The 20232-nt window shown below is 56.3% G+C and carries 15 protein-coding genes and 1 pseudogene; 4 read left to right on the forward strand and 12 right to left on the reverse strand.

Translation table 11 applies throughout. The features are described 5' to 3' along the window. The first annotated feature begins 46 nt into the window (after positions 1-46). Both glpA and B5F76_RS03990 read left to right on the forward strand, forming a co-directional pair. Complete coding sequence (gene glpA / locus B5F76_RS14765) at positions 47-3034, forward strand: anaerobic glycerol-3-phosphate dehydrogenase subunit GlpA (RefSeq protein ID WP_162608674.1); 2988 nt, start codon at positions 47-49, stop codon at positions 3032-3034. 10 nt (positions 3035-3044) lie between these two features. Further along, the gene (locus B5F76_RS03990; protein ID WP_087351476.1) at positions 3045-4265 is read left to right on the forward strand and encodes an anaerobic glycerol-3-phosphate dehydrogenase subunit C; all 1221 of its coding nucleotides are present in this window, start codon (positions 3045-3047) and stop codon (positions 4263-4265) included. 119 nt (positions 4266-4384) lie between these two features. Here the strand turns inward: B5F76_RS03990 and B5F76_RS03995 are convergent, their stop codons facing one another. From B5F76_RS03995 to B5F76_RS04005, 3 genes are all read right to left on the reverse strand, one after another. Next, complete coding sequence (locus tag B5F76_RS03995; protein ID WP_087351480.1) at positions 4385-5665, reverse strand: TRAP transporter large permease; 1281 nt, start codon at positions 5663-5665, stop codon at positions 4385-4387. A gap of 9 nt (positions 5666-5674) precedes the next feature. Continuing rightward, entirely contained in the window at positions 5675-6238 is a 564-nt protein-coding gene (locus B5F76_RS04000; RefSeq protein ID WP_087351483.1) for a TRAP transporter small permease, read from the reverse strand. Between the two features lie 156 nt (positions 6239-6394). Beyond that, a complete protein-coding gene (locus tag B5F76_RS04005) occupies positions 6395-7414 on the reverse strand; it encodes a TRAP transporter substrate-binding protein (RefSeq protein WP_087351487.1) in 1020 nt (339 codons plus the stop codon). Between the two features lie 563 nt (positions 7415-7977). Here B5F76_RS04005 and mutM point away from each other — a divergent pair. Beyond that, positions 7978-8850, forward strand: coding sequence for a bifunctional DNA-formamidopyrimidine glycosylase/DNA-(apurinic or apyrimidinic site) lyase (gene mutM, locus B5F76_RS04010; protein WP_087351491.1), 873 nt, complete (start codon positions 7978-7980; stop codon positions 8848-8850). A gap of 130 nt (positions 8851-8980) precedes the next feature. On the opposite strand, the gene B5F76_RS04015 is transcribed toward mutM, so the two are convergent. The 4 genes and pseudogenes from B5F76_RS04015 to B5F76_RS15545 all read right to left on the reverse strand — a co-directional run. Then, on the reverse strand, positions 8981-9283 hold the full coding sequence (locus B5F76_RS04015) for a DUF3467 domain-containing protein (protein ID WP_087351494.1): 303 nt from the start codon (positions 9281-9283) through the stop codon (positions 8981-8983). A 95-nt stretch (positions 9284-9378) separates the two neighbouring features. Next, positions 9379-9942: a hypothetical protein gene (locus B5F76_RS04020; RefSeq protein ID WP_087351497.1), complete on the reverse strand. Its 564-nt coding sequence runs from the start codon at positions 9940-9942 to the stop codon at positions 9379-9381. 231 nt (positions 9943-10173) lie between these two features. After that, the gene (locus tag B5F76_RS04025) at positions 10174-12042 is read right to left on the reverse strand and encodes an autotransporter family protein (RefSeq protein WP_239406954.1); all 1869 of its coding nucleotides are present in this window, start codon (positions 12040-12042) and stop codon (positions 10174-10176) included. A gap of 57 nt (positions 12043-12099) precedes the next feature. Then, positions 12100-13017: pseudogene (locus tag B5F76_RS15545) on the reverse strand (hypothetical protein); the annotation flags it as partial. Between the two features lie 540 nt (positions 13018-13557). Here B5F76_RS15545 and B5F76_RS04030 point away from each other — a divergent pair. Next, the gene (locus B5F76_RS04030) at positions 13558-14004 is read left to right on the forward strand and encodes a Fur family transcriptional regulator (protein ID WP_087351503.1); all 447 of its coding nucleotides are present in this window, start codon (positions 13558-13560) and stop codon (positions 14002-14004) included. Positions 14005-14108: 104 nt separating this feature from the next. Here B5F76_RS04030 and ybaK read toward each other — a convergent pair whose 3' ends face one another. The 5 genes from ybaK to B5F76_RS04055 all read right to left on the reverse strand — a co-directional run bounded on the left by ybaK (position 14109) and on the right by B5F76_RS04055 (position 20222). Further along, positions 14109-14630, reverse strand: coding sequence for a Cys-tRNA(Pro) deacylase (ybaK, locus tag B5F76_RS04035; protein ID WP_239406955.1), 522 nt, complete (start codon positions 14628-14630; stop codon positions 14109-14111). Positions 14631-14673: 43 nt separating this feature from the next. Then, a complete protein-coding gene (gene coaE, locus B5F76_RS04040) occupies positions 14674-16383 on the reverse strand; it encodes a dephospho-CoA kinase (protein ID WP_087351506.1) in 1710 nt (569 codons plus the stop codon). Between the two features lie 9 nt (positions 16384-16392). After that, positions 16393-17718, reverse strand: coding sequence for a C40 family peptidase (locus B5F76_RS04045; protein WP_087351508.1), 1326 nt, complete (start codon positions 17716-17718; stop codon positions 16393-16395). 24 nt (positions 17719-17742) lie between these two features. Continuing rightward, positions 17743-18633 (reverse strand): DUF2156 domain-containing protein, encoded by an 891-nt coding sequence (locus B5F76_RS04050; protein WP_087351671.1) that lies wholly within the window; start codon positions 18631-18633, stop codon positions 17743-17745. A gap of 209 nt (positions 18634-18842) precedes the next feature. Beyond that, positions 18843-20222 (reverse strand): MATE family efflux transporter, encoded by a 1380-nt coding sequence (locus B5F76_RS04055; RefSeq protein ID WP_162608675.1) that lies wholly within the window; start codon positions 20220-20222, stop codon positions 18843-18845. Positions 20223-20232: the final 10 nt, after the last annotated feature.

Genomic DNA, 20232 nt, shown 5'->3' on the forward strand with positions numbered 1-20232 from the left:
ATGTCAATGCTTGCATGCCAGGGCGGTATCCCCGGAGGGTAAGGATATGGACCAGGCAAAATCAGAAAGGACAACAGTGGTTGTCATAGGTGGTGGCGCCACAGGCACAGGCATACTGCGAGACTTGTCCATGCGCGGCATATCGGCCATGCTTTTCGAGCAGGGCGGATTGTGCCACGGCACAAGCTCGCGCTTTCACGGCCTTTTGCACAGTGGCGGCCGCTACGCTGTGAGCGACAGGGAAGCAGCTGCAGAGTGCATACGCGAAAACACCATCCTGCGGCGCATAGGCAGACAGTGCGTTGACGAGACTGAAGGCTTCTTTGTGCTCACGGACGAGGACGATCCGGCTTATGTGGACAAGTGGGTCGAGGGCTGCAAGGCTGCAGGCATAGAAGCAAGGGAACTGGAAAAGGACGAGGCCCTGCGTCTTGAGCCGGGCCTGAACCCCCACCTGCGCCGCGTCTTCCAGGTCCCGGACGCTGCAGTGGACGGCTTTCGTCTTGTTTTGCACAACGCCATGAGTGCCGAGCGCTACGGCGGCAAATTCTACACCTACCACGAGGTCACGGCCATTCATCAGGAAAACGGCCGCGTGACAGGTGTCGATGTAGTGAACAAGAGGACCGGCGAAAAGTTCCACGTGGCCTGCGAAATCATCGTGAACGCCGCAGGTTCCTGGTCCGGCATGGTGGCCTCCCTGGCAGGCCTGCACGTGCCCCTCACCCCGGACAAGGGCACCCTCATTGTCTTCAACCACCGCTGCACAAACCATGTGGTAAACAGGCTGCACAAGAGCTCTGACGGCGATATCTTTGTGCCCAACGGCTCCGTGACCATACTCGGCACCACGAGCCAGACAGTGGAAAATCCCGCAGATACAAGCTCCTCCACGGACGAGGCCCTGCGCCTTCTGGACCTTGGTCGTCCCCTGTTCCCAAAGATAGACTCCTTCCGCATATTGCGCGTCTTTGCCGGCACAAGGCCCCTCTACACACCTGGCGGCGCAGCAGGAAGGCAGGCCTCGCGAGGCTTCCACATAAGCGACCACGCAAGCGAGGGCCTGGACGGGTTTTTGACCATCTTTGGTGGCAAGCTCACCACCTACAGGCTCATGGCAGAGAAGATCTGCGATATGGTGGCAAGCCGCCTGCATGTCTCAACCCCCTGCCGCACTGCAGAAGAGCCCCTGGTGCAGACTCCAGACAGCGCCACGGACGAGAAGGCCAAAAAGATCTTCCTTGGGCCTGCCCTGCGCCTTGTGGCGGACAGGCTGGGCGACGAGTATGCCCCTTGCGTTGAGCAAAGCGCAAAGCTTCTGGCAGACAAGACAGAGAAGGGAGAAGGCGCCCTGGGCAATCCCCTTATCTGCGAGTGCGAGATGGTCTCCATGGCGGAGCTTGTCCACGTGGCAAAACTTCCCTCCACCCATTCCCTGCACGATTTGCGCCTGCGCACACGCCTTGGCATGGGCACCTGTCAGGGCACCTTCTGCGCCCTGAGGGCTGCCTCTGTCCTGGTCGAGCAGGGTGTTCCCTATGCGGACGATCCCCTGCGAGACATGCGAAAGTTTGTGCAGGAGCGCTGGAAGGGAACGCGGCCCGTGTTCTGGGGACAGCTTGCCAGGGAAATGGAATTTTCCCGCAACCTCTATTCCGGCACGCTTGGCACGCAGCCAGGAGAGGGAAGGTTCAGTGGCGATGTCTCGCATCCCGTGCCCGTGATCAAAGGTCCTCTCGCTCCTGCGCGTCACGGCATGAGCTCGGACGCAGTGGTTGTGGGCGCAGGCCTTGCAGGTCTGTATGCTGCCTACATCCTGGCAAAGAAGGGCCTCAAGGTGACGGTTCTTGCCAAGGGCGCAGGCTCCATCCACATAAGCTCCGCGACAGTAGATGTGCTTGGCATGAGTGCGGACGGTCCAGTCTCTCGTCCCTACGAGGCCATGAAGGCCTTGTCCGCCAACCACCCCTACGCTCTTCTTGGGGAAGGCAGGGTGCACGCAGCTCTCTCCGACTTTGCGGCCCTGTGCCGCAAGTATGGCTATCCTTTGGCAGGCAAGGGTGTTGAGGATGGCATCGTGCCCGAGGCTGGGGATGTGGAAAACAGCTTCCTTCCCACTGCCATAGGAACCTTGAAGACTTCCTGCCTTTTCCCGCAAAGCCTGGATCCTGCCCCCCTTGCAAAGGCAAGGCGCGTTGTGGTCCTTGGCGTCGAGGGTCTGCGCGACTGCATGCCAGGCATGGCCATGGCCAATCTGCAAAAGCTTCCAGCCTTTGCAGACATCACATTCTCCACTGCCTGGCTTCCCAGCCCCTGGGCTGGCGGCTATCGCACGGAGACTGCCCTTGATGTGGCGCGCGCCCTTGAGCGTGTCGAGTGCGCTCCCTTCTACACAGCCCTCTCCCGCGCTGCCAAGGGTGCGGACTGTGTCCTCATTCCCGCTATTGCCGGCACAAGGCCGGACAATCAGGTGTACGCAAGGCTTGTTGCGGCTGCGGGTTGTCCTGTTGTTGAGATGACCGGCCTTCCGCCAGGAGTGACCGGCATGCGCCTTGGAAGGCTTCTTTTGCAGGCCCTGAGAAAGCAAGGGGTAGCCATTCTGGAAAACACGTACGTGTGCGGCTGCGAGCGCGACATGGAAGGGCGTGTCATTGCCCTGCGCACAAGTCACGAGGACGGCGAGCGCCGCTATGTGGCGGCAAGCTTTGTCATGGCAAGCGGCGGCATTGTGAGCGGCGGCATTGAGCTTGCCCCAGGCAAGGCAATAGACAATGTGCTTGGCTTCGAGTTTGCCCTGCCGAAGGAAAGCGCCAAGCTTACCCTTGCCAATCCCTTTGCACCCCAGCCCTACGCGCTGCTTGGCATGCCTGTTCTTGCAAATCTTGCCCCGACCCTGGACGGGCAGACGCCCTATGCCGCCAATGTGCGCTACGCAGGCCGCAGTGTGGCAGGGCAGGATCCTGCCTTTGAGCGCAGCGGAAACGGTATTGCGCTGGCAACGGCCCATGCCGCTGCAAACGGGCTTCTGCTTTAGGGGGATAGTAATGGAAAAGACAAAAAGCTCGTTTTTGCAAAGCGTCCACGTGAATCCGGACTCCTGCATAGCCTGCACCACCTGCACTGTCTTTTGCCCTGTGGCGGACGTGACAGGGGAATTTGTGGGCCCCAAGATGATTGGCCCTGCCTGGGAGCGCTTTCGTTTGAGCGGCCTTGGCGAGGACAAGAGCTTAAGCTATTGCACAAACTGCAAGAACTGCGAGATATCCTGTCCCCAGGGTGTGCCCATTGCCTCCATCAACATGGTGGCAAGGGCCAGGCAGTGCGAACAGGAACACCCGCACTATCTGCGCGACTGGATCGTGGCCCATCAGGAGCTTTTGGCACACCTTATCGGTCCTGTGCCCGCAGGCATCAAGAACTGGTCCATGCGCAATCCCCTGGTGCGCCTTGCCCTGGACGGCATTGGCCTTGCGAAGGACGCAGCCATGCCAGCCTATGCTGCAAAGCGTTTCAGAACACAGCTTGCAAGGCTTTCTCAGCCGAAGTGCGAGAAGAAGGTTGTCCTCTTCCCGGGCTGCTACATGGACCTCTATGACCCAAAGTCCGGCCTTGATCTTGTCTGGGCGCTGAATCGGGCAGGCTACGAGGTTATAAGCGATGATCGCTTTGCCTGCTGTGGTGTGCCCATGGTTGCCAGCGGCTTCATGGAGGATGCGCACAAGAAGGCCCAAACCAACGTGGCTGTCATGCGCGAATACGCGCAGCAGGGCCTGGACGTGCTCACGGCCTGCCCCTCCTGCGAGCTCATGTTCAAGGAAGAGATCCCGACCTTCTTCCCGGACGTGGCGGATAAGGACATGCCCCATATCCTGGACGCACAGGAATTCCTTTTGCAGCGTGCCCGCGAGGGGCGCCTTGAGATCGAGCTTGCCAGAAAGCCCGAGCGCCCCATCCTCTACCACGCGCCCTGCCATCTGCGCGCCCTTGGCATAGGCCTGCCTGGCTACGAGCTTTTAGAGGCCCTGGGGATTGCAACAGATCTCGCCAATGCCGGCTGCTGCGGCATATCCGGAAGCTACGGCTTCAAGAAGGAAAAGCGCGAGACAGCCATGAAGGTGGGAGCCGAACTTTTCCGCGTGGTCAAGGAAAGCGGAGCAGGCCGTGTGGCAACGGAATGCGGCACCTGCAGGCTGCAGATCTCCTCCACAACGGGTGTTCCCGCAAGCCATCCTGTGAGCATATTGCGCTCCCTTGCAAGGGAGTAGTCCTGAAAATACCATGGAGAATGCCTCCGTTTGTGAGGCGCAAAAAAAGGATCGCCAGAGTTTTTCTGACGATCCTTTTGTCTTTGAAAGGATATTTCAGGCAGCCTTGCCTGTTTTTCCTACATGAGCCAGCTCAAGGGAACGAGGCTCAAATCGGGGAAGAAGAGCAAGAGGAAGAGCATGCCTATTTCCACCAGCATGAAGGGCATGAGCTTCTTCACGAGGTAGGAGAACTTTATGCCGCCTATGCCGCTCACCACATAGAGCACTGTGCCGACAGGGGGGGTGATGACGCCTATGCCGAGGTTCAGGATGAAGAGCAGGCCGAAGTAGTAGGGATCGATGCCGGCCTCGTAGATGAGGGGGTAGAACACAGGGGCAAAGATCAGGATGTTCGGGGTGAGGTCCATGACCATGCCCATGAAGAGCATGAAGACCATGATGGCGCACAAAAGAAGCTTCGGCGAATCGATGAGGGGTCTGAAGAATTCCACCACCTGCTGCGGAATCTGGGCAATGGTGATGAAGAAGCCCACTGCCGAGGCTGTGGCCACAATGAACATGACAACTGCCGTTGTTCTGGCTGCAGAGGCGCTCACGCGGATGAGCTGGCGAATGGAGAGTTCACGGTAGTAGCCCATGCAGACCACAATGGCGTAAATGGCAGCAAAGGCGCCGCCCTCGGTGGGGGTGAAGATGCCGAAGCGGATACCGCCGAGAAGGAGCACGGGCATGAGAAAGGCCGGAGTGGAGTCAAGCAGGATGCGGATGACTTCCTTACGGGTGAAGGTAATGGTGTCGTTGTAGTTGTCCTTGCGGACAATGAACCACCACATGACCATGAGGGCAAGGCCAATCATGATACCGGGTGTTAAGCCTATCATGAAGAGTTTGGTGATGGAGAGGCCCGAGACCGTGGCGCCAAGGATAATGAAGTTTGTGCTCGGCGGGATGATGGGGCCAAGGATTGCACCGGAGGCAATGACTGCGCCTGCGCGGCCGTGGTCATAGCCAACCTGTTTCATCATGGGAAGGAGCAGGCCGCCAAGGGCTGCAGCCTCGCCCACAGAGGAGCCCATGAGGCCAGCAAAGATGATGGAGGCCACGATGGCTGCGTAGCCAAGGCCGCCGCGGATGCGTCCCACCATGAGCTGGGCCAGGGCAACCACGCGCTTTGAGAGGCCGCCTGCAGCCATGATTTCGCCTGCAAAGACGAAGAAGGGGATGGCCATGAGGGGGTAGTTGTTGGCACCGTCCAGCATGGAGGTAGGGATGATCATGGTGTCCCACATGCCGCTGTGGAACATGAGCACCATGGCGCAGATGACAAGGACCAGAGCCAGGGGAATGCCCAGGCACATGAACAGGAAGAGGGTGCCGAGAAATATCAGAAGTTCCATATCTTGCTCCTACATGTCCTTCATGAACTCGGCTATCTTCTCTTCCTTGGAAACCTTGGGATTCACAAGCTCTGCCGGGGTCTTTATGAGCTGTACAAGATCCTTCAGGAAGATGACGAGTGCCACTGCTGCGCAGATGGGCAGGGACGAGTTGATGATGCTCATGTTGATGTTGGTGGAGACCGAATAGGTGTCCATGGTCTGTTTCACGTATTCGATACCACCCACAAGGAGCAGCAGCATGGCTGCTATGGAACAGATGTGCGCTATGATGTCGACAACCTTCCTGGACATGCCGTGCAGTTTGTCTGTGACAAGGTCAACGGCAATGTGCCTGTGGTGATAGAAAGCTTCTATTGCGCCAAAGAAGGTCACGTAGATAAAGAGAAAGCGGGCCCATTCCTCGCTCGGAGGGAAGCTGGACCTGAAGGCGTAGCGCAAGAAGGCATTGTAGGTCACAAGGCCTATCATGCCGAGAAAGATGACGGCACAGAAAATTTCGAAAAGAAAGCGCCCCTTTGAGGTCTGTTCTTCCTTCTGTGCGCTCTCAGGAGTTTCCTGTTCGTTTGCCATAAAGAGGCTCTCCTTCCTTTGTCTGACACGTAAAACATGGGGGAAAGGGAGCCCGGCTCCATCTCTCCAAATGGCCGAACGCTTCCCTCGCATGCTTCCAAAAAGAAAAGGTCCGCTTCTCCCGCAGGGCGGGAAAAGCGGACCCGAAAAGGCTAGTTACTTTGCGTCGCGGTAGCTTGCGGCGCTGTCCAGGATGGCCTGGGCGTTGGGCACGTAGTTGGCGGACTTGGGATCGAGGAAGAGCTGCCAGCTGCGCTTGCCAGCGTCGAGCATGTACTGGTGCAGCTCTGCAGAGGGCTCGTTCACGGAGCCGCCGTGGGCTGTGATTTCCTTGATGGCGTGTTCGTCAACGGCCTTGGCATTGGCCCAGGTTTCCTCTGCGCACAGCTTTGCAGCCTCGTCAAACCAGGCGCGGTCCTGAGCGGGCAGCTTCTGGTAGAACTTCTCGTTGATGTAGAGGGCGTGGATCACGAGGATGTGCCTTGTCTGGGTGATGATGTGGCACTTCTCGTACATCTTGTCGGCAATGATGTCGGACAGGGGGCTGTCGCCACCATCGATGACGCCCTGGTCAAGAGCAGCGGGCACTTCTGCGAAGGGCATGGGCTGGCCGCTGATGCCGCATTCCTTGGCAAAGTTGGTGTAGAGGGGGATGTTGGGCACGCGCATGCGCAGGCCCTTGATGTCGTTGATGCTCTTCACTTCATGCTTTGTGTAGAAGTTTCTGAAGCCGAGAGGGAAGGCATTGAGCATGCGCAAACCGGACTTTTCCGGGAAGCCCTCGTTGATGAGCTCGAAGGTCTTGCCGGTCATGGCGCGATGGGCGTGCTCATAGCTGTCAAAGAGCATGGGCGTTTCGAGCATGCCCATGGAAGGCTGCAGGGAAGAGGTCTGGGTGCCTGTGGCACACATCTGGATGATGCCCTTGCGGGTATTGGCGATGTAGGCGTCTTCCTTGCCCAGCATGCTGTTGGGGAACACCTGCACCTTGTACTTGCCGTTGGACAGCCTTTCCAGGTGTTTGCCAAAGCTGTGCATGGCAACGGTCTCGGGCTCGCCCTCGGGTTTCATGCCGGCAATCTTGATGATTGTGGCGCTTTCGGCAGGAGTGGCATGGAGGCATGCCATGCCGAACACGAAGGCGCAGACGAGAAGCAAAACTTGAAAGCGTTTCATCATTCCCTCCAAAGAAAGGTGCGATTGTCCGCCTTTTACAGGCACGAGGGAAAATCCCGTGCTCTGCGGGCGATATGTGCCATGTGAAAGTCTTCCTCATGCCTGCTCTCCCTTGAGTGGAAGGGGAGATTGCACTACAGGAAGAAGGTACGCCAAACAGGGAAGATGTGCTGCATGCTCCCCTTTTGGCGCAGGGAAAGACACTGGGGCTAACCCAAGGGCTCCCCTTGTCACCCTTTTGTAAAACTCTATCCAAATTCGGCCAATCGGTCCAGACTGTGCGCGGCAAAAGACGAAATTCGCCAACCGTTTTCGAAGGGGGAATGCCATCCTCACAAATGAACGTCATACCGCTTGCCAGGCCCAAAAAAAGATCCTTCCCGACAACAGGAAGGAATCGGGAAGGACATGACAGCCGAAAAGAAGTTGCTGCATAGTGGGGGGGCAAGCGTGTCGATTGTGCTTTGGGAATGTGGCTTTTGAGTGACAGCTTGTGTTCTGCGGGAGCGCTGCAGGGGGCAAGGATAGGCAATTGCAGCGTGCATAGGAAAAGGGAGGAAAAAATGCCGGAACTTCCGGAAGTGGAAACAGTGGTGCGCACCCTGGCACCGCATGTGCTGAAAAGGAAAATTCTCTCCATGGACGAGGTGCGACCCTGCAGCGTGTCAGAGTCCTTGCCCTGCAGCAAGGCTGTGGGCTTTGTTGTTGCCGAAGTCTTTCGCAGGGGAAAGTTCATAGTCGCAAGGCTTGAGCGGGCAGGATGCGAGGAGCTTTTCTGGGTCACGCATTTGCGCATGACTGGAAGTCTCATGGCCTACGAGGGCGCCATGAGGGAGAGTGAGGCCGCAAGCCCTGGCAAGTACACGCGCTGTGTCATGGAGCTTGGGGCAAGGGCAGGGGAGGCGACAGCAGAGGATGGGTGCCGCATAGTGTTCAATGACGTGCGCACCTTCGGGCGCATCTTCCTGGGAAACAGGAAGGCTCTGGAAGAGTGGTCGTCCTGGAAGAAGCTTGGGCCGGAGCCGTTGAGCATGGGAGAGGATGCCTTCGCCAAAGCCATACGCGGCAAGAGAACCATCAAGAGTGTCCTCATGGACCAGCACGTCATTGCGGGCATTGGCAATATCTACGCAGACGAATCGCTCTTTGCTGCCAGAATACACCCGGCTCGCACCGCCGACAGCCTGAGCGTGGAGGACAAAAAACGTCTGTACGTCGAACTCGTGCGCCTGTTGCTTTTGTCCATCGAGGAGTGCGGAAGCTCCATCAGGGACTACCACGACGCCAACGGCAATGTGGGCGCCTTCCAAAACCACTTCATGGTCTACGGCAGGGGCGGAGAGGCTTGTCACTCGTGTGGAGCTCGCCTCAAAAAGGTTGTCCTGAACGGCAGAGGCACAGTCTATTGCCCTAGATGCCAGAAGAAAAGTCGGTAGGAAAAGGCTGACAGGAAAAGGACAAAAGCACAGGGCCTGCCCGCGAAAAGACTTCGCGAACAGGCCCTTTTGTGTAGAGTTCAAAAATAGAACTATATAGTTCCTTGGTTGAACTATCTATTGCATGGGGCTAGTTTTGGGCGTCCTGTCCCTGGTGGACACCAAAGCGCTCGTCGTACTGCTGCAGGGCCTGAAGAAGGGCGCTTGCAAGGCGGCGTGCACTGTCCGGCGTCATGGCAAGGGCTGCCTGGGGCTGCAGGGAGAGGAAGGGGCCCTTGTCGTCCTTTTCCTGCCTGGAAACAGAGGCAGTGAGCAGAAGTTCACCCTGGGCAATATTGGTCTGGAAGGCGTTGGTGTAGAGGGTTTTCATTTCGGGTGCCGGCAGCACTGCAATGCGCACCTGCTGGGGCTGCTTTTCCTGATTCTCGCTCATTGTATGCTCCTTCAAAAGCTTTCTTCTGTGATGTTGCTCGTGATAGTTGTGCACTTTCCCCGGTAGCGGTTGATTTTTTGTGGGCTGTGGGGGGACTACTTCTTGTCCGCCTTGGCGTCCTTCTTGTCCTTGGCCTTTGCGTCAGCCTTCGAGTCTGCCGCGTCCTGCCTGGGGGTGATGGTCACCTTGGGAAGGTCTGCAAACTTCACGGAACCTGCGTCCATGCGGGTGATGATATCGGCGGTGATGTCAGAGGCGGGAGCGGCAAGGAGGTTTTGCTTTGCTATGACTGCGACCTTGGGCTTGTCCTTCTGCCAGGCCGCGATCTGGGCCATCATGTGCTTTTGCACAACTTCCCTGGCTGCTGCCTGTTCAATGACGAGCTGGCGCTGCAGAAGGGCAAGACCCTGCCTGAGCTCCTGTTCACGCTGCTGTTCGGGGCTTTTCTTCAGTTCTTCCTGGTAGGCTGCAAGACCCTTTTGCAGGATGTCCTGCACCTGTGCCAGATGGGTGTTGGCTTCCTTTGCTGCCTTGGAATCTGTCAAAACCTTCTGCACATCAACGCAGACAATCTGCGGATCCTGATTCATGCAGCCGGTCAAGAGAAGGGCCAGCGAGAGAATGCAAAGCAGGGAAAGACGATAGGGAGATTTGGTCATTGTGGAAACTCTTCTTTCTGTCCCCCATTCCGGAATATGGAAGAGGAAACAGGGTTGTTGGGGGTGAAGGGGAAAGTTTTTGCGTGTGAACGCTGCGGGGAATTTCTCAAAATCCGGAGATTTACGCAATCGAAAAAGAGCCGGTCATTCGGGAAGGAATCGAAGACCGGCTCTTGAAATGGAGTGGCTGCGGGGAAAGGGAGCAAACCCGCAGCCTGGTTGTTAGGAGGTTTAGAACTCGTAGCGGAACATGCCGAACACGCCGTGACCAGTGGAATTCTGGCCGGCCTGCAGGGTGTAGTTCACGCCCACGCTCATGGTGTCGTTGCCGAACTCAAGGCCTACGCCGCCCTGCCAGGTGAAGTAGTCCATCATCTGGGTTTCTATCTCTGTGGAATAGGGCAGGCCTGTGAAGCGCACGTCTTCCTTGGCCTTGATGTCACCGGCAGCGGGAATGACCGTGAAGTCAACGGATGGCTTGAAGTACCAGTCGTTGTTCATCTCGAGTTCCTTGCTAAAGGTGATGCCCACCGGGAAGGTCCAAATGTTCTGCTGGAATCCGTCGCCCTCGAGAACCGTGCCGCCGTTGGTTTCGACATCGTAGCCCCAGGTGTTGATGCTCATGTAGCGGGCGCCAACATGGGGGATGAAGTCGAGGTACTGGGTTTCGAGCTTGTACTCGAAGCGCAGGCCGGCGCTGATTGCAGAAGCCTGAATGTCGGCCTCAAGGTCGCCCATCTGCATACGGGAGTCGACGTCCTGATCCACGGAGTTCCAGGTGGAGGTGTAGGACACATCACCTATGACAGCGAAGTTCTCGTACTTCCAGCCGCCGTAGGCGCCCACACCCCAGAAGGTCATGGAGTTGGTGGTCTCGCTCAAATCACCGGAGCTTTCGGCATAGCCGCCACCGATGTTGAACATGAGGCCTGCGCGGAAGTTGTTGGCCCAGGTGTAGTCGGCACCAAGGGAGATGCCGCCGAGGTTGGCATTGTAGCCGTAGTCAAGGTTGCCTGCTTCCATGCCGAAGCCTGTCTGATTGGACCACAGGGGTGCAATCCAGAGGGCCAGGCCGAGAGCCTTGTCGTCCACAAGCTTGCCATCCACATTCATGGCCTTTGCGCCATTGTCGGGATTGGCGAAGCCCAGACGGTTGACAACCGCGTTTGTGGCAGCGTCGGAAGCCATCTTGGTCATCTGCGGCACAGCACCGGCAAAGGCGATGCGGGCAGCACTTTCGATGGTGGAAACAGCTGCCTTCGCGTCGTTTCCGAGGAAGAGACTATCAGTGGCACGGGCAAGGAAACGGACACCTGCGTATTCGCTGTTGGTGCGATCGGCAATGCTGGTGATGCCGTTGACTTGAGAGGCAATATCACCACTCAGGCCGGGCAAAACACTGGCTGCGTCAACGGCAGTACTTGTCACGCTGCCGTTTTCCATGCTCAGCTCAATCAAGCTCGAACTAGAGGCAATATTCTTCCACTCTCCGGCTGTCCCAGAACCCTCATTGTCAACTATGTTGTAGGACTGGCCATCGACTGCATCCCTGACGAGTAGATTTGCTCCCTCAGCTACATCCAACCCAGCAGAACCAGAGAGTTTTATAGCCGCCTGCTCAGTAATATTGCTGCCATTGACGACAAAGGTACTCTCATTAGCAAAGCTCACTGCGCCACCACTGATATCCATGGTGCCGAGGCTTTCCAGAGTTGCGCCACCATTCACTTCCAAGCTGCCCTTGTCCTGTGAATAGCCACTGCCAAGAGATGTAGTACCACTAGCTACAGTGACTGAGCCGCTGTTGTGGATGTCGTTGGCTTGCTCGTTTGCAGTATTATTTTGGAAAACGTTGGTGCCAGTGAATGTGACAGAATTTTGTGCACCATTGTATAAAGCTCCACCCTTTTCTCCGGCGCTATTGCCGTCAAAGGTAACGTCTGCGAGGGTCAGACCTTCACTCTCCAAACCAGAAGGATTGACGTTGGCGATGGCACCGCCGAGCTTGCCAGCTTTGTTGTCTGTAAAGGTAGTGCTAGATATATGCATTTTACTAGCTGTTGTGATGGCGCCGCCCTGTTGCGGTCTACCATCAATCATAGCAGTATTGTTTTGGAAAGTGCTCCCAGTTATCGTAGCAACACCATCGGTGCCCTGCCATATGGCACCACCATTTCCAGAACTATTGTTTTCAAAAATTGAATCTGTAACAGTAATTGTTCCATCAATAGCTGTATTGCCGGATTCATTGGAAATGGCACCACCATGATAGTTACTCGAATTGTTTTTAAATTGAGTGCTATCAATAGCTATTTGTCCGTCTTTGTTGTAGATAGCACCACCGCCCACCGTGGTAGAGTTGCCATCAAATAATGCTTTGCTGACAGAAAGTGAGCTACCAGCAGTGTCTCCATTATCAGGATCATGCCATACTGCGATAGCACCACCGTCAGATTCCTTTGCTTCTTCAAAGGTGTCAGAAGTTTTATTGTTAAGGAATTGTGCACCATCACCTATAACTAGATTGCCATACTCAAGGGCAATTGCGCCACCCCAAGAGGTGCCACTATTATTGATAAATTTAGCGTTGTTCCCGATAGTTACATTTTGATTTGCGCTCTGCTCTCCATCATTGTTCAGCTTGATATAGATTGCACCGCCACCATATGCGGAATCTGATGCCTTGTTGCTCTCAAACAAAACATTGTCACCGATCTCAATTCCATTGAGAATCTTGAGGGCACCGCCCATGCTGACAGTAGTGGTATTATTGGTGAAGTGGGTGTTATCCTCAACAGAGATTCCTGTTCCTACGTACCCAACGGTTGCAACACCAGCGTACCAACCATGGTTGTTTGTCAGACCGTCATATGTGCCTTCCAAAACTGTATCATTTGCGAGATCTCCCTGATTGTTCCAGTCCTCAGGGGTTACAGCCGCTGCCACGCCAGCTCCACCCATGACCAGCATGCTGGCCACAGCCAGCGAGCCAAAGGTGTTGAGCAGATTGCATTTCTTCAACACAGCCTTGTAGCGGTTGAGAAGGTTTCCGATTGCTCCCTTTGTTTGTCTCATACGACCTATTCCTCCATAAGAGTTTGTTCGTACGCCTGGGATCCGTTCGGAAAATCTGCCCGCACAACCAATCCCTGGGCAGACCAGCGCATGACGCCGTATCCTTCCTTGTGTCCCAAGCTAAACCAGAAAAACTGACAGGACCTCTGTCAGTTTTTCGGGAGGAAACGAGACATAAAAAACGCACAAAATCTGAGAATTTGAGAGAAAACATATGTATTTTCCGTCTGTTGAATAGAAAGTGCTTCTATTGCCTACAGACAAGACTTATGTTATTGGCAATTTCAAACATTACTGACAGAGGTCATGACAACCTTTTCCCCGTAACAAAAAAAGTGGCAATATCACATTTTATCAAAATACAAGACATTTTTCAGGCCATCGTGGGGAGCACTCTCTTTTTGCACATCCCGTACCAGCACCCCAAAAATCACGCCTGCTGCCTGCCTTGTACTCCGGTTTTTTTCAAGTGGCTGAACCTCTTGACACCGTTAAAGATAACTTTTACTAATTGGTTAAATCAAATACCGGAGTACGTTCATGGCAGAACACCACCATCAACCACAGACGCGCATGACGCAGCAACGCGCTGTCATTCTTGAGGAGCTGCGCAAGCTTAAGACCCATCCCACTGCGGACGAACTCTATCAGATTGTCCGCCAGAGACTGCCGAGAATCAGCCTTGGCACGGTCTACCGCAATCTGCTCTTTCTGACGGAGAGCGGCCAGATTGCCAAACTTGAAATTGCCGGCAGCACCAATCGCTTTGACGCCAACATGCAGCCCCACCAGCACGTGCGCTGCGTGTGCTGCGGCAGCGTCGCAGACATCTATTCCCCTGTGCGCGAGCCTGCCATCGACAACATACAGGTTCCGGGCTTTGCCCGCATTCTCAAAAGCCGCGTGGAATACGACGGCCTGTGCGATGCATGCGCAGCCACCATGGCAAGCCAGGAAGCAGCAGCCTACTATCCCGACAGAGTCTGATACGTATCGCACTCCTGATACAGAAGAGTCCGCTTCATTTCCTCGTGTGTGGCGGGCTCTTTTTTTTGCGCCCGTACAAATCCCGGGGCACTTCGCCCTTTGTGCTAATACGGCTCCAGTGTCTCGGGATTGCGGGCTATTGCCGCGTATTCGGCCTCTGCAGCCTTCAAGAGATCGTCCGGGGAAAGTTCCAGCTGCACACCTCGCTGTCCTGCGCTCACAAAGATTGTTTCGTGCAGCATTGCGGTCTCGTCCACATAGACAGGGTACTTCTTTTTGCCAGCGAGCGGAGAACATCCGCCGCGCACATAGCCTGTGAGGGGAAAGACTTCCTTCAAATGCACCATGGCGACCTGTTTGTTGCCACTGGCCCGGGCTAATGCCTTCAGATCCAGTTCAGCATCCGCTGGAACGCAGGCCATGAGAATGCCAGTCTTGTCACCCCTGGCAACAAGGGTCTTGAATACCCTGGCGTTTTCCTCACCCAGCTTTGCAGCCATGCTCACTGCCGAAAGGTCATCCAGATCCACCTCAGCCTCGTGCATGTCATACCGGATCCCAAGCTCGTCCAAGAGGCGTGCAGCATTTGTCTTGCCAGTCTTCTTGTCGTGACCCATGGCCTTCATTTCCCCCTGTCCTTCAATCCTTCAAACGCCGGCGTCCCTTGCGTCAGCTCCTTTCCTGCGAGCCAGGCTCACGCAAAAGCCTCTGAAAGTACGCCCTCATCCCTGCCGAACGTTCCTCTCTTCTGCGCGCAAGTTCCGGCAATACCTCTTCCTCAAGGCCCTTTGCCAAAGCATTCTTGTCGCCAGTGTTGTCGAGCACAAGGTCGCAGGCAGAAAGCTTCTTGTCCTCGTCCCACTGCCAGTGCTCAATGGTTTCAATCTTCTCCTCTGACCAGTTCCTGGTTGCAGAAAGTCTTGTCTTTCTGGTGGCAAGGGGAGCTCTGACACCAAGCGCAAGCGGAGCAGGCTCAAAGGCTCCCTTGTGCCAGCCGCACTCGAAATGGAGCGGGATTTCGGCAACTGCCAATTTCCGTCTTTCCTTCTGACAGCTGGCAAAAAAGTCGCGTATGTCCCCCAAAACCAGTCTGTGGCACAATTCCTCAACCTCCCTGCGCAAATCGGGAGACCTTGAAAAGGCTGCCATGAGCTCAGTGCGGTCTACACTTCCGTCTTGGCCCAAAATGTCACTGCCAAGCCTGCGACAAAGCCACTCTGAAACCTCCCCGCCTGCTCTGTAGTAGCCCTGCACAAGCTCATCCGCACTGATGGTGGGAATGCCCAGGCGTGCAAACATCCGTAAAACAAGACTCTTGCCACTTCCGGGATTGCCAGTGACAACCAGGGTCTGCGTTGCAAAGGAAAGGCGCTGCAGGCAAGCCAGAAAATCCTCCGGCGGGAAAAGGGTGAAGGAAAGATCCTTGCTCCCAGATGGATGGGGCACTGTCAGGGAAAAGGCGTGGAGCATGACTCTGGGTGCAAGGGAAGCTATGGGGGTAGGCGCGTAGGTTGCGTCCCCAAGGAGCGGGTGCCCCAGATGTGCCATGTGCACGCGTATCTGATGGGTGCGGCCGGTATGGATGTGCACTCTGACCAATGATGCGCTCTCGTCACCTGCCACCCACAATCTTTCGAAGGTTGTCCTTGCCTCGCGCCCGCCCTGGGAGAGGGGCACGCAGGCCATGCGCGTCTTGTGCACAGGGTCCCTTCCTATGCTCATCTCGCAGGAACCTGTCTCGGGCGCCTTGCCTGCCACGATGGCAAGGTAGATCTTGCGAACCTGTCTTTGGGCAAAGGCCCTTGTCAAAAAAAGCCTTGCCCTCTCGTTCCTTGCGACAACCAGAAGGCCGCTTGTCTCCTTGTCGAGACGATGTACTATGCCAGGCCTGAGTCCCCCCATGGCGCCCAGTTCCGGATAGCGGGAATACAGGCGACCTATAAGAGTGTTTGCGGGGCAGGAGGGGCAGGGGTGAACGGTAAGCCCTGCCTCCTTGGCGCAGACTATAACGTCCGCATCCTCGTGCACTATTTTGACCTCTCCCTCTTCGGGAACAAGGCCGCTTTCTTCGTTTGCAAGCTCTATCTCGACTGTGTCGCCTGTTTTAAGCTTGGCTGAGGCAGACGTGCAGGTCTTGCCGTTCACAAGGCAAAGCCCCTTTGCGATAAGCCTCTTTATCCCTTCCCGGGATATGCCGGAACTTGCCTTGGAACAAGCGGCCTCGTCAGTGCAGAGCTCCTCTTCAACATTGTCCTCGGAGGCCTCCTCCTGGGCTGCTTCCGCCTTTGTGCCGGAATTTTCCAGATTCTGACTCAAAAACTTGTCCAGGCGAACCTTGCTGGCGTTCGGAGGGACAGTAAGTTGCAGTGTGCGGGACATAGTCTCGGCCTACCTCGGCGTTCCGCCAAGGACCGTCAGGGTGTGGAAGCGCTCAACTATTGTTTGCCCGCCTGTCAGGGTGGGGAGCTCCCTGCCAGGGGTCATGCTGGAGAGCACAACGCGGCCTAGGATGAGTCTGTTGTCCTCGCCTGCGGGCTCGTCTACGCGAACCCCCCAGATGTCGTGCAATATGACCGGACGGCCCCTGTAGGCACCCACATAGAGGACCACGTGGCCCTTCATGGTCACAAGGCTTGCGAAGGGAACACCCTTTTCGCGTACAGTGACTTCCTTTTGCCTTGCGTTCATGCCCTGCAGGGATATGCGCTCGCCAGCCCTTGCCTGGGCCTGGGAGTTGCGCGGAAGCCAGATGCCAAAGGGAGCCATGAGATCCCTTGTCATGGCAGAACAATCCCTCAAGCCGAACATGCCGCCCCAGCCGTACTTTTGTCCAATCATCTGGTTGCCAAGGCGTGCCACGTTGGCAGGAGTCATGCGCAGCGGCATGGGTTCGATGCTTCCCGGGGCAAGCACTGCCTGCCGTATGGCTGCCTCGCCGTTTGCCCCCTTTACTGGAACCAGAACCATATCGTTGCCTGCCAGGGGCAGGATAACACCGATGTCCGCAGTACGGCTTTCGTCCAGCTGCACGTTTTCGCGCACAATGGCGCCAAGGCTAGCAGACTTCCACATTGCCATGAAGGGTTCGGAGACAGGAGCCAAATCCTTTGCGTCCACCCAGCCGCAGGCAAGGGGTGTTTCCACGTAGTACCAGCGCCTGTCCTTGGAAATATGACACAAAAGCACCGGCATGCCTATGGGAAGGCGCGAGTACTGGAAGTAGTCAAAGGGATCCTCGTAGGGATCAGGCGTGGGCTTTGTGAAGCGGGGCGTGTGCGTTGGCATTTCCCGCAAATCCGTAGTCCGCACCACAATGCCTGGCCTGTTCATATTGGGGTAGGAGGCCATGTTTGCGTTTTTGCGCATGGTCGCCCACTCCGCGTTCTTCCACTTTTGGGACCCGTTCTTCCAGCCCCTGGCAGTCTTCCTGTTGACCATGAGGGAGGCGTCCCTCTTGGAGATGGAGGGCTTTTTCATGGACCAGGCTGCGTAGAGAGTGCTTCTGTACTTTGCAAGCGCGTCCGCAGCCTCTGCAGGAGTCAGAATTGGGGAATTTTGGTCAGCCCCAAGGTAGGCGTTGAGGTCCTGGGGGAAGTTTTCCAGATCGGCTATGTCCTGCCGCCCCTTGTAGACGACAGGCGCCTTGGCGGCGCAGCCCCACAAAAGGGCAAGACAGAGAACAAGGCAGACATGGCGGAGAAGCTGGCTTGGCATGAGAACCTCCCCCGGGGGTGGGGACTAGTTGATGGTCAGGGTGAACTTGTGCAGAAAGGTTGTCGGATGGTAGCTTTCCTTGGCCATGCGCAGGCCCTCTTCATCAAGGTCCTGGGCGCGGTTTATGAAGGACACATCCTGGCATTCGCGCAGGCAGAAGACATTGTTGATGGTCTGGTACACACCGCGAATGTCGTTCAGGCCCTTCTCATAATGCACGCCCATGGTAGCTTCGTCCAGCCTTTCCGCAAGGGTAAAGGCCACGATATTGTCCTCTATGTAGAGGGAGCCGCCGCAAAGGTTGCGGAATTTGTCGTAGTGGGCAAGAACGCGGTTGATGGCGTCATTTTCCGCATCCAGGGAAGGAGAGCCTTCGCAGTCGTGCCATTGGCACCAGATGTCCTGCAGGGCAAGGCAGTCCTCCACCATGCGATCGTCCAGGGGGCGGTAGTCCGGCTCGCCATAGGCCTTGGCGTAGCCGCGCACGTGATTCTTCTTCTTGTGGAAGCGGTTGCCGGAAAGCTTTGCCAGATCTTCCCTTGCGTAGACGTATTCCCACTGCCCGCGGGCTGGGACACTTGTCACCCTTTCGCCCAATTGTTCGCAAAGCAGGGCTTCGAGCTGTTCGGGAACGCGGATGAAGGTTGTTCCGGCTTCCAGAACCCCTGCCCAGTCCATCTTTGTCCAGTCTCCCACAGGCGCCCAGAAGGCCAACCCGCAGGGTGCTGTCTGGCGGATCCAGCACACATTGTCGTCAAAACACCACTCAAGGCCGTAGTGCTGCTGCCAGCCCCAGAGGTTGACAAGGCTATAGTCAATGGAGCGCTGGGGTGTCCTTTCCCAATAGCTGTAGAAGCGCTCTGCCTCATCGAGGGTGACGGGGGCGAAGTCAAGATCAGTGAAGTTGAGACCCATTATGTTGTGTCCGATACCGCGTGGGCCCGGAGCTTCCTCCCTATGGTTGGTATTCCTGCCAATGCGCAGGGGAGCCTGACCCTTTGGGGGCAGACTGGCAAAAGATAGATCCTCTCCCGCTTTTGTCAGGTGAGGAAAAGTGGAAAAGACTTGCCTGATTTTCTTTTTGCCTTGCCTGTATATGCGCCTTCTTGCGGGTATGCTGTCTGTCAGGCCTGTTTTTTGTGCTGCATGTGCGCGCGCATGGTGTGCTTCGTCCATCCTGCCCTGAAAAAGACCCCCAGCATGACAAGGGTCTGCAAAACCTGCGAGATAAGCATGGCAAGAAAGATGCCGTTGGCATTGCCCCAGAGAACGTGGCCCAAAAGATAGCCTAGGGGCAGCCTCAGTCCCCAGAAGCTTCCTCCAAAGACCATGAGGTTGTAGTGGGTAGCACCAGCACCTACCATGACACCGCCAAGGACTGTGGAGGCAACGGAAAAGGGCGTGCTCAAAAGATTGTAGAAAAGGTAGGAGACAATGTAGCCTTGTGTTGCCGCATCCGTGGAAAAGGCCTGGGAGATCTCTTCCCTGAAGGGCCAGATGACAAGGGCCATGAGGCTCATGACAAGGACTGCAGTTCTCAGGAGCGAGAGGCAGACACGCCTTGCCTCCTTCTCGTTGCCAGCACCAAGGCAGTTTCCCACAAGCACCGAGGCGGACATGTTGAAGGCCATTGCCGGCATGAAGATAAAGCCCTCTATGCGCAGGCCTGCCGTGAGTCCCGCAAGGGCAGCAACGCACTCGTTTGGCACAGAGGCCACGAGGATGAAGAGCACAAGATAGCCGGACTGCCAGACAAGGGAGGCAAAGCCCGCTGGGATGGCAACCTTAAGAAGATATGGCAGGCCCTTTTTTAGCCATACAAGGGGCGGAATGTGCCCGCGCCTAAGGTAGCCATCGCGGTAGAGGATGAAGAGATTGATGCTTGAGCCAAAGATTTGGGCTGCAACCGTGGCCCAGGCAATGCCAAGGTAGCCCCATTGCGGCAGCCCAAAAAGGCCGAAGCTTGTGCCAAAGCAGACCAGGGCGTGGAAGACAGTCACAAGGGAGGCGACAATGAGGGGCGGGATGACCCTGCGCGTGGCCCTGAAGATGACGCCCGAGGCCGTGTACATGTACTGGAAGGGAAGGCCCACCATGAAGATGCGCCAGATGGTCTCTGCTACCGGGCGTATGTCCTCGTGTATCTGCATAAGTTCCAGGATGTGCCCGGAAAAAAACCACCCCAAAATCCCCATGACAAGACCAAGGGCAAGGCTAAGACCTAAGGTGGTTGTGATGTAGTAGTTTGCGCGGGTGATTTTGAGAGCGCCCAGGGACTGGCTTACGGCAGCAGTTGCGCCCGAGGTGATGGCAAGGCAGATGACGGAGAGAAAGAGCGTGCACTGGTTGGCCATGCCAAGGCCGGCCTGCACGTCTGCGCCAAAGCGCCCGGCTGTCCACACCGGGGTGAGGGTCATGACTGCCATGACGTACATCATGACCAGCTGGGGCCAGGTCAGACGCCAGATGGCTCTGGGGGATGTAGAGAGATCCGGTTTGTCCATAGCGCGAAAA

Origin of the sequence: Desulfovibrio sp. An276, assembly GCF_002159665.1 — a bacterium.
Classification (GTDB): domain Bacteria; phylum Desulfobacterota; class Desulfovibrionia; order Desulfovibrionales; family Desulfovibrionaceae; genus Desulfovibrio; species Desulfovibrio faecigallinarum.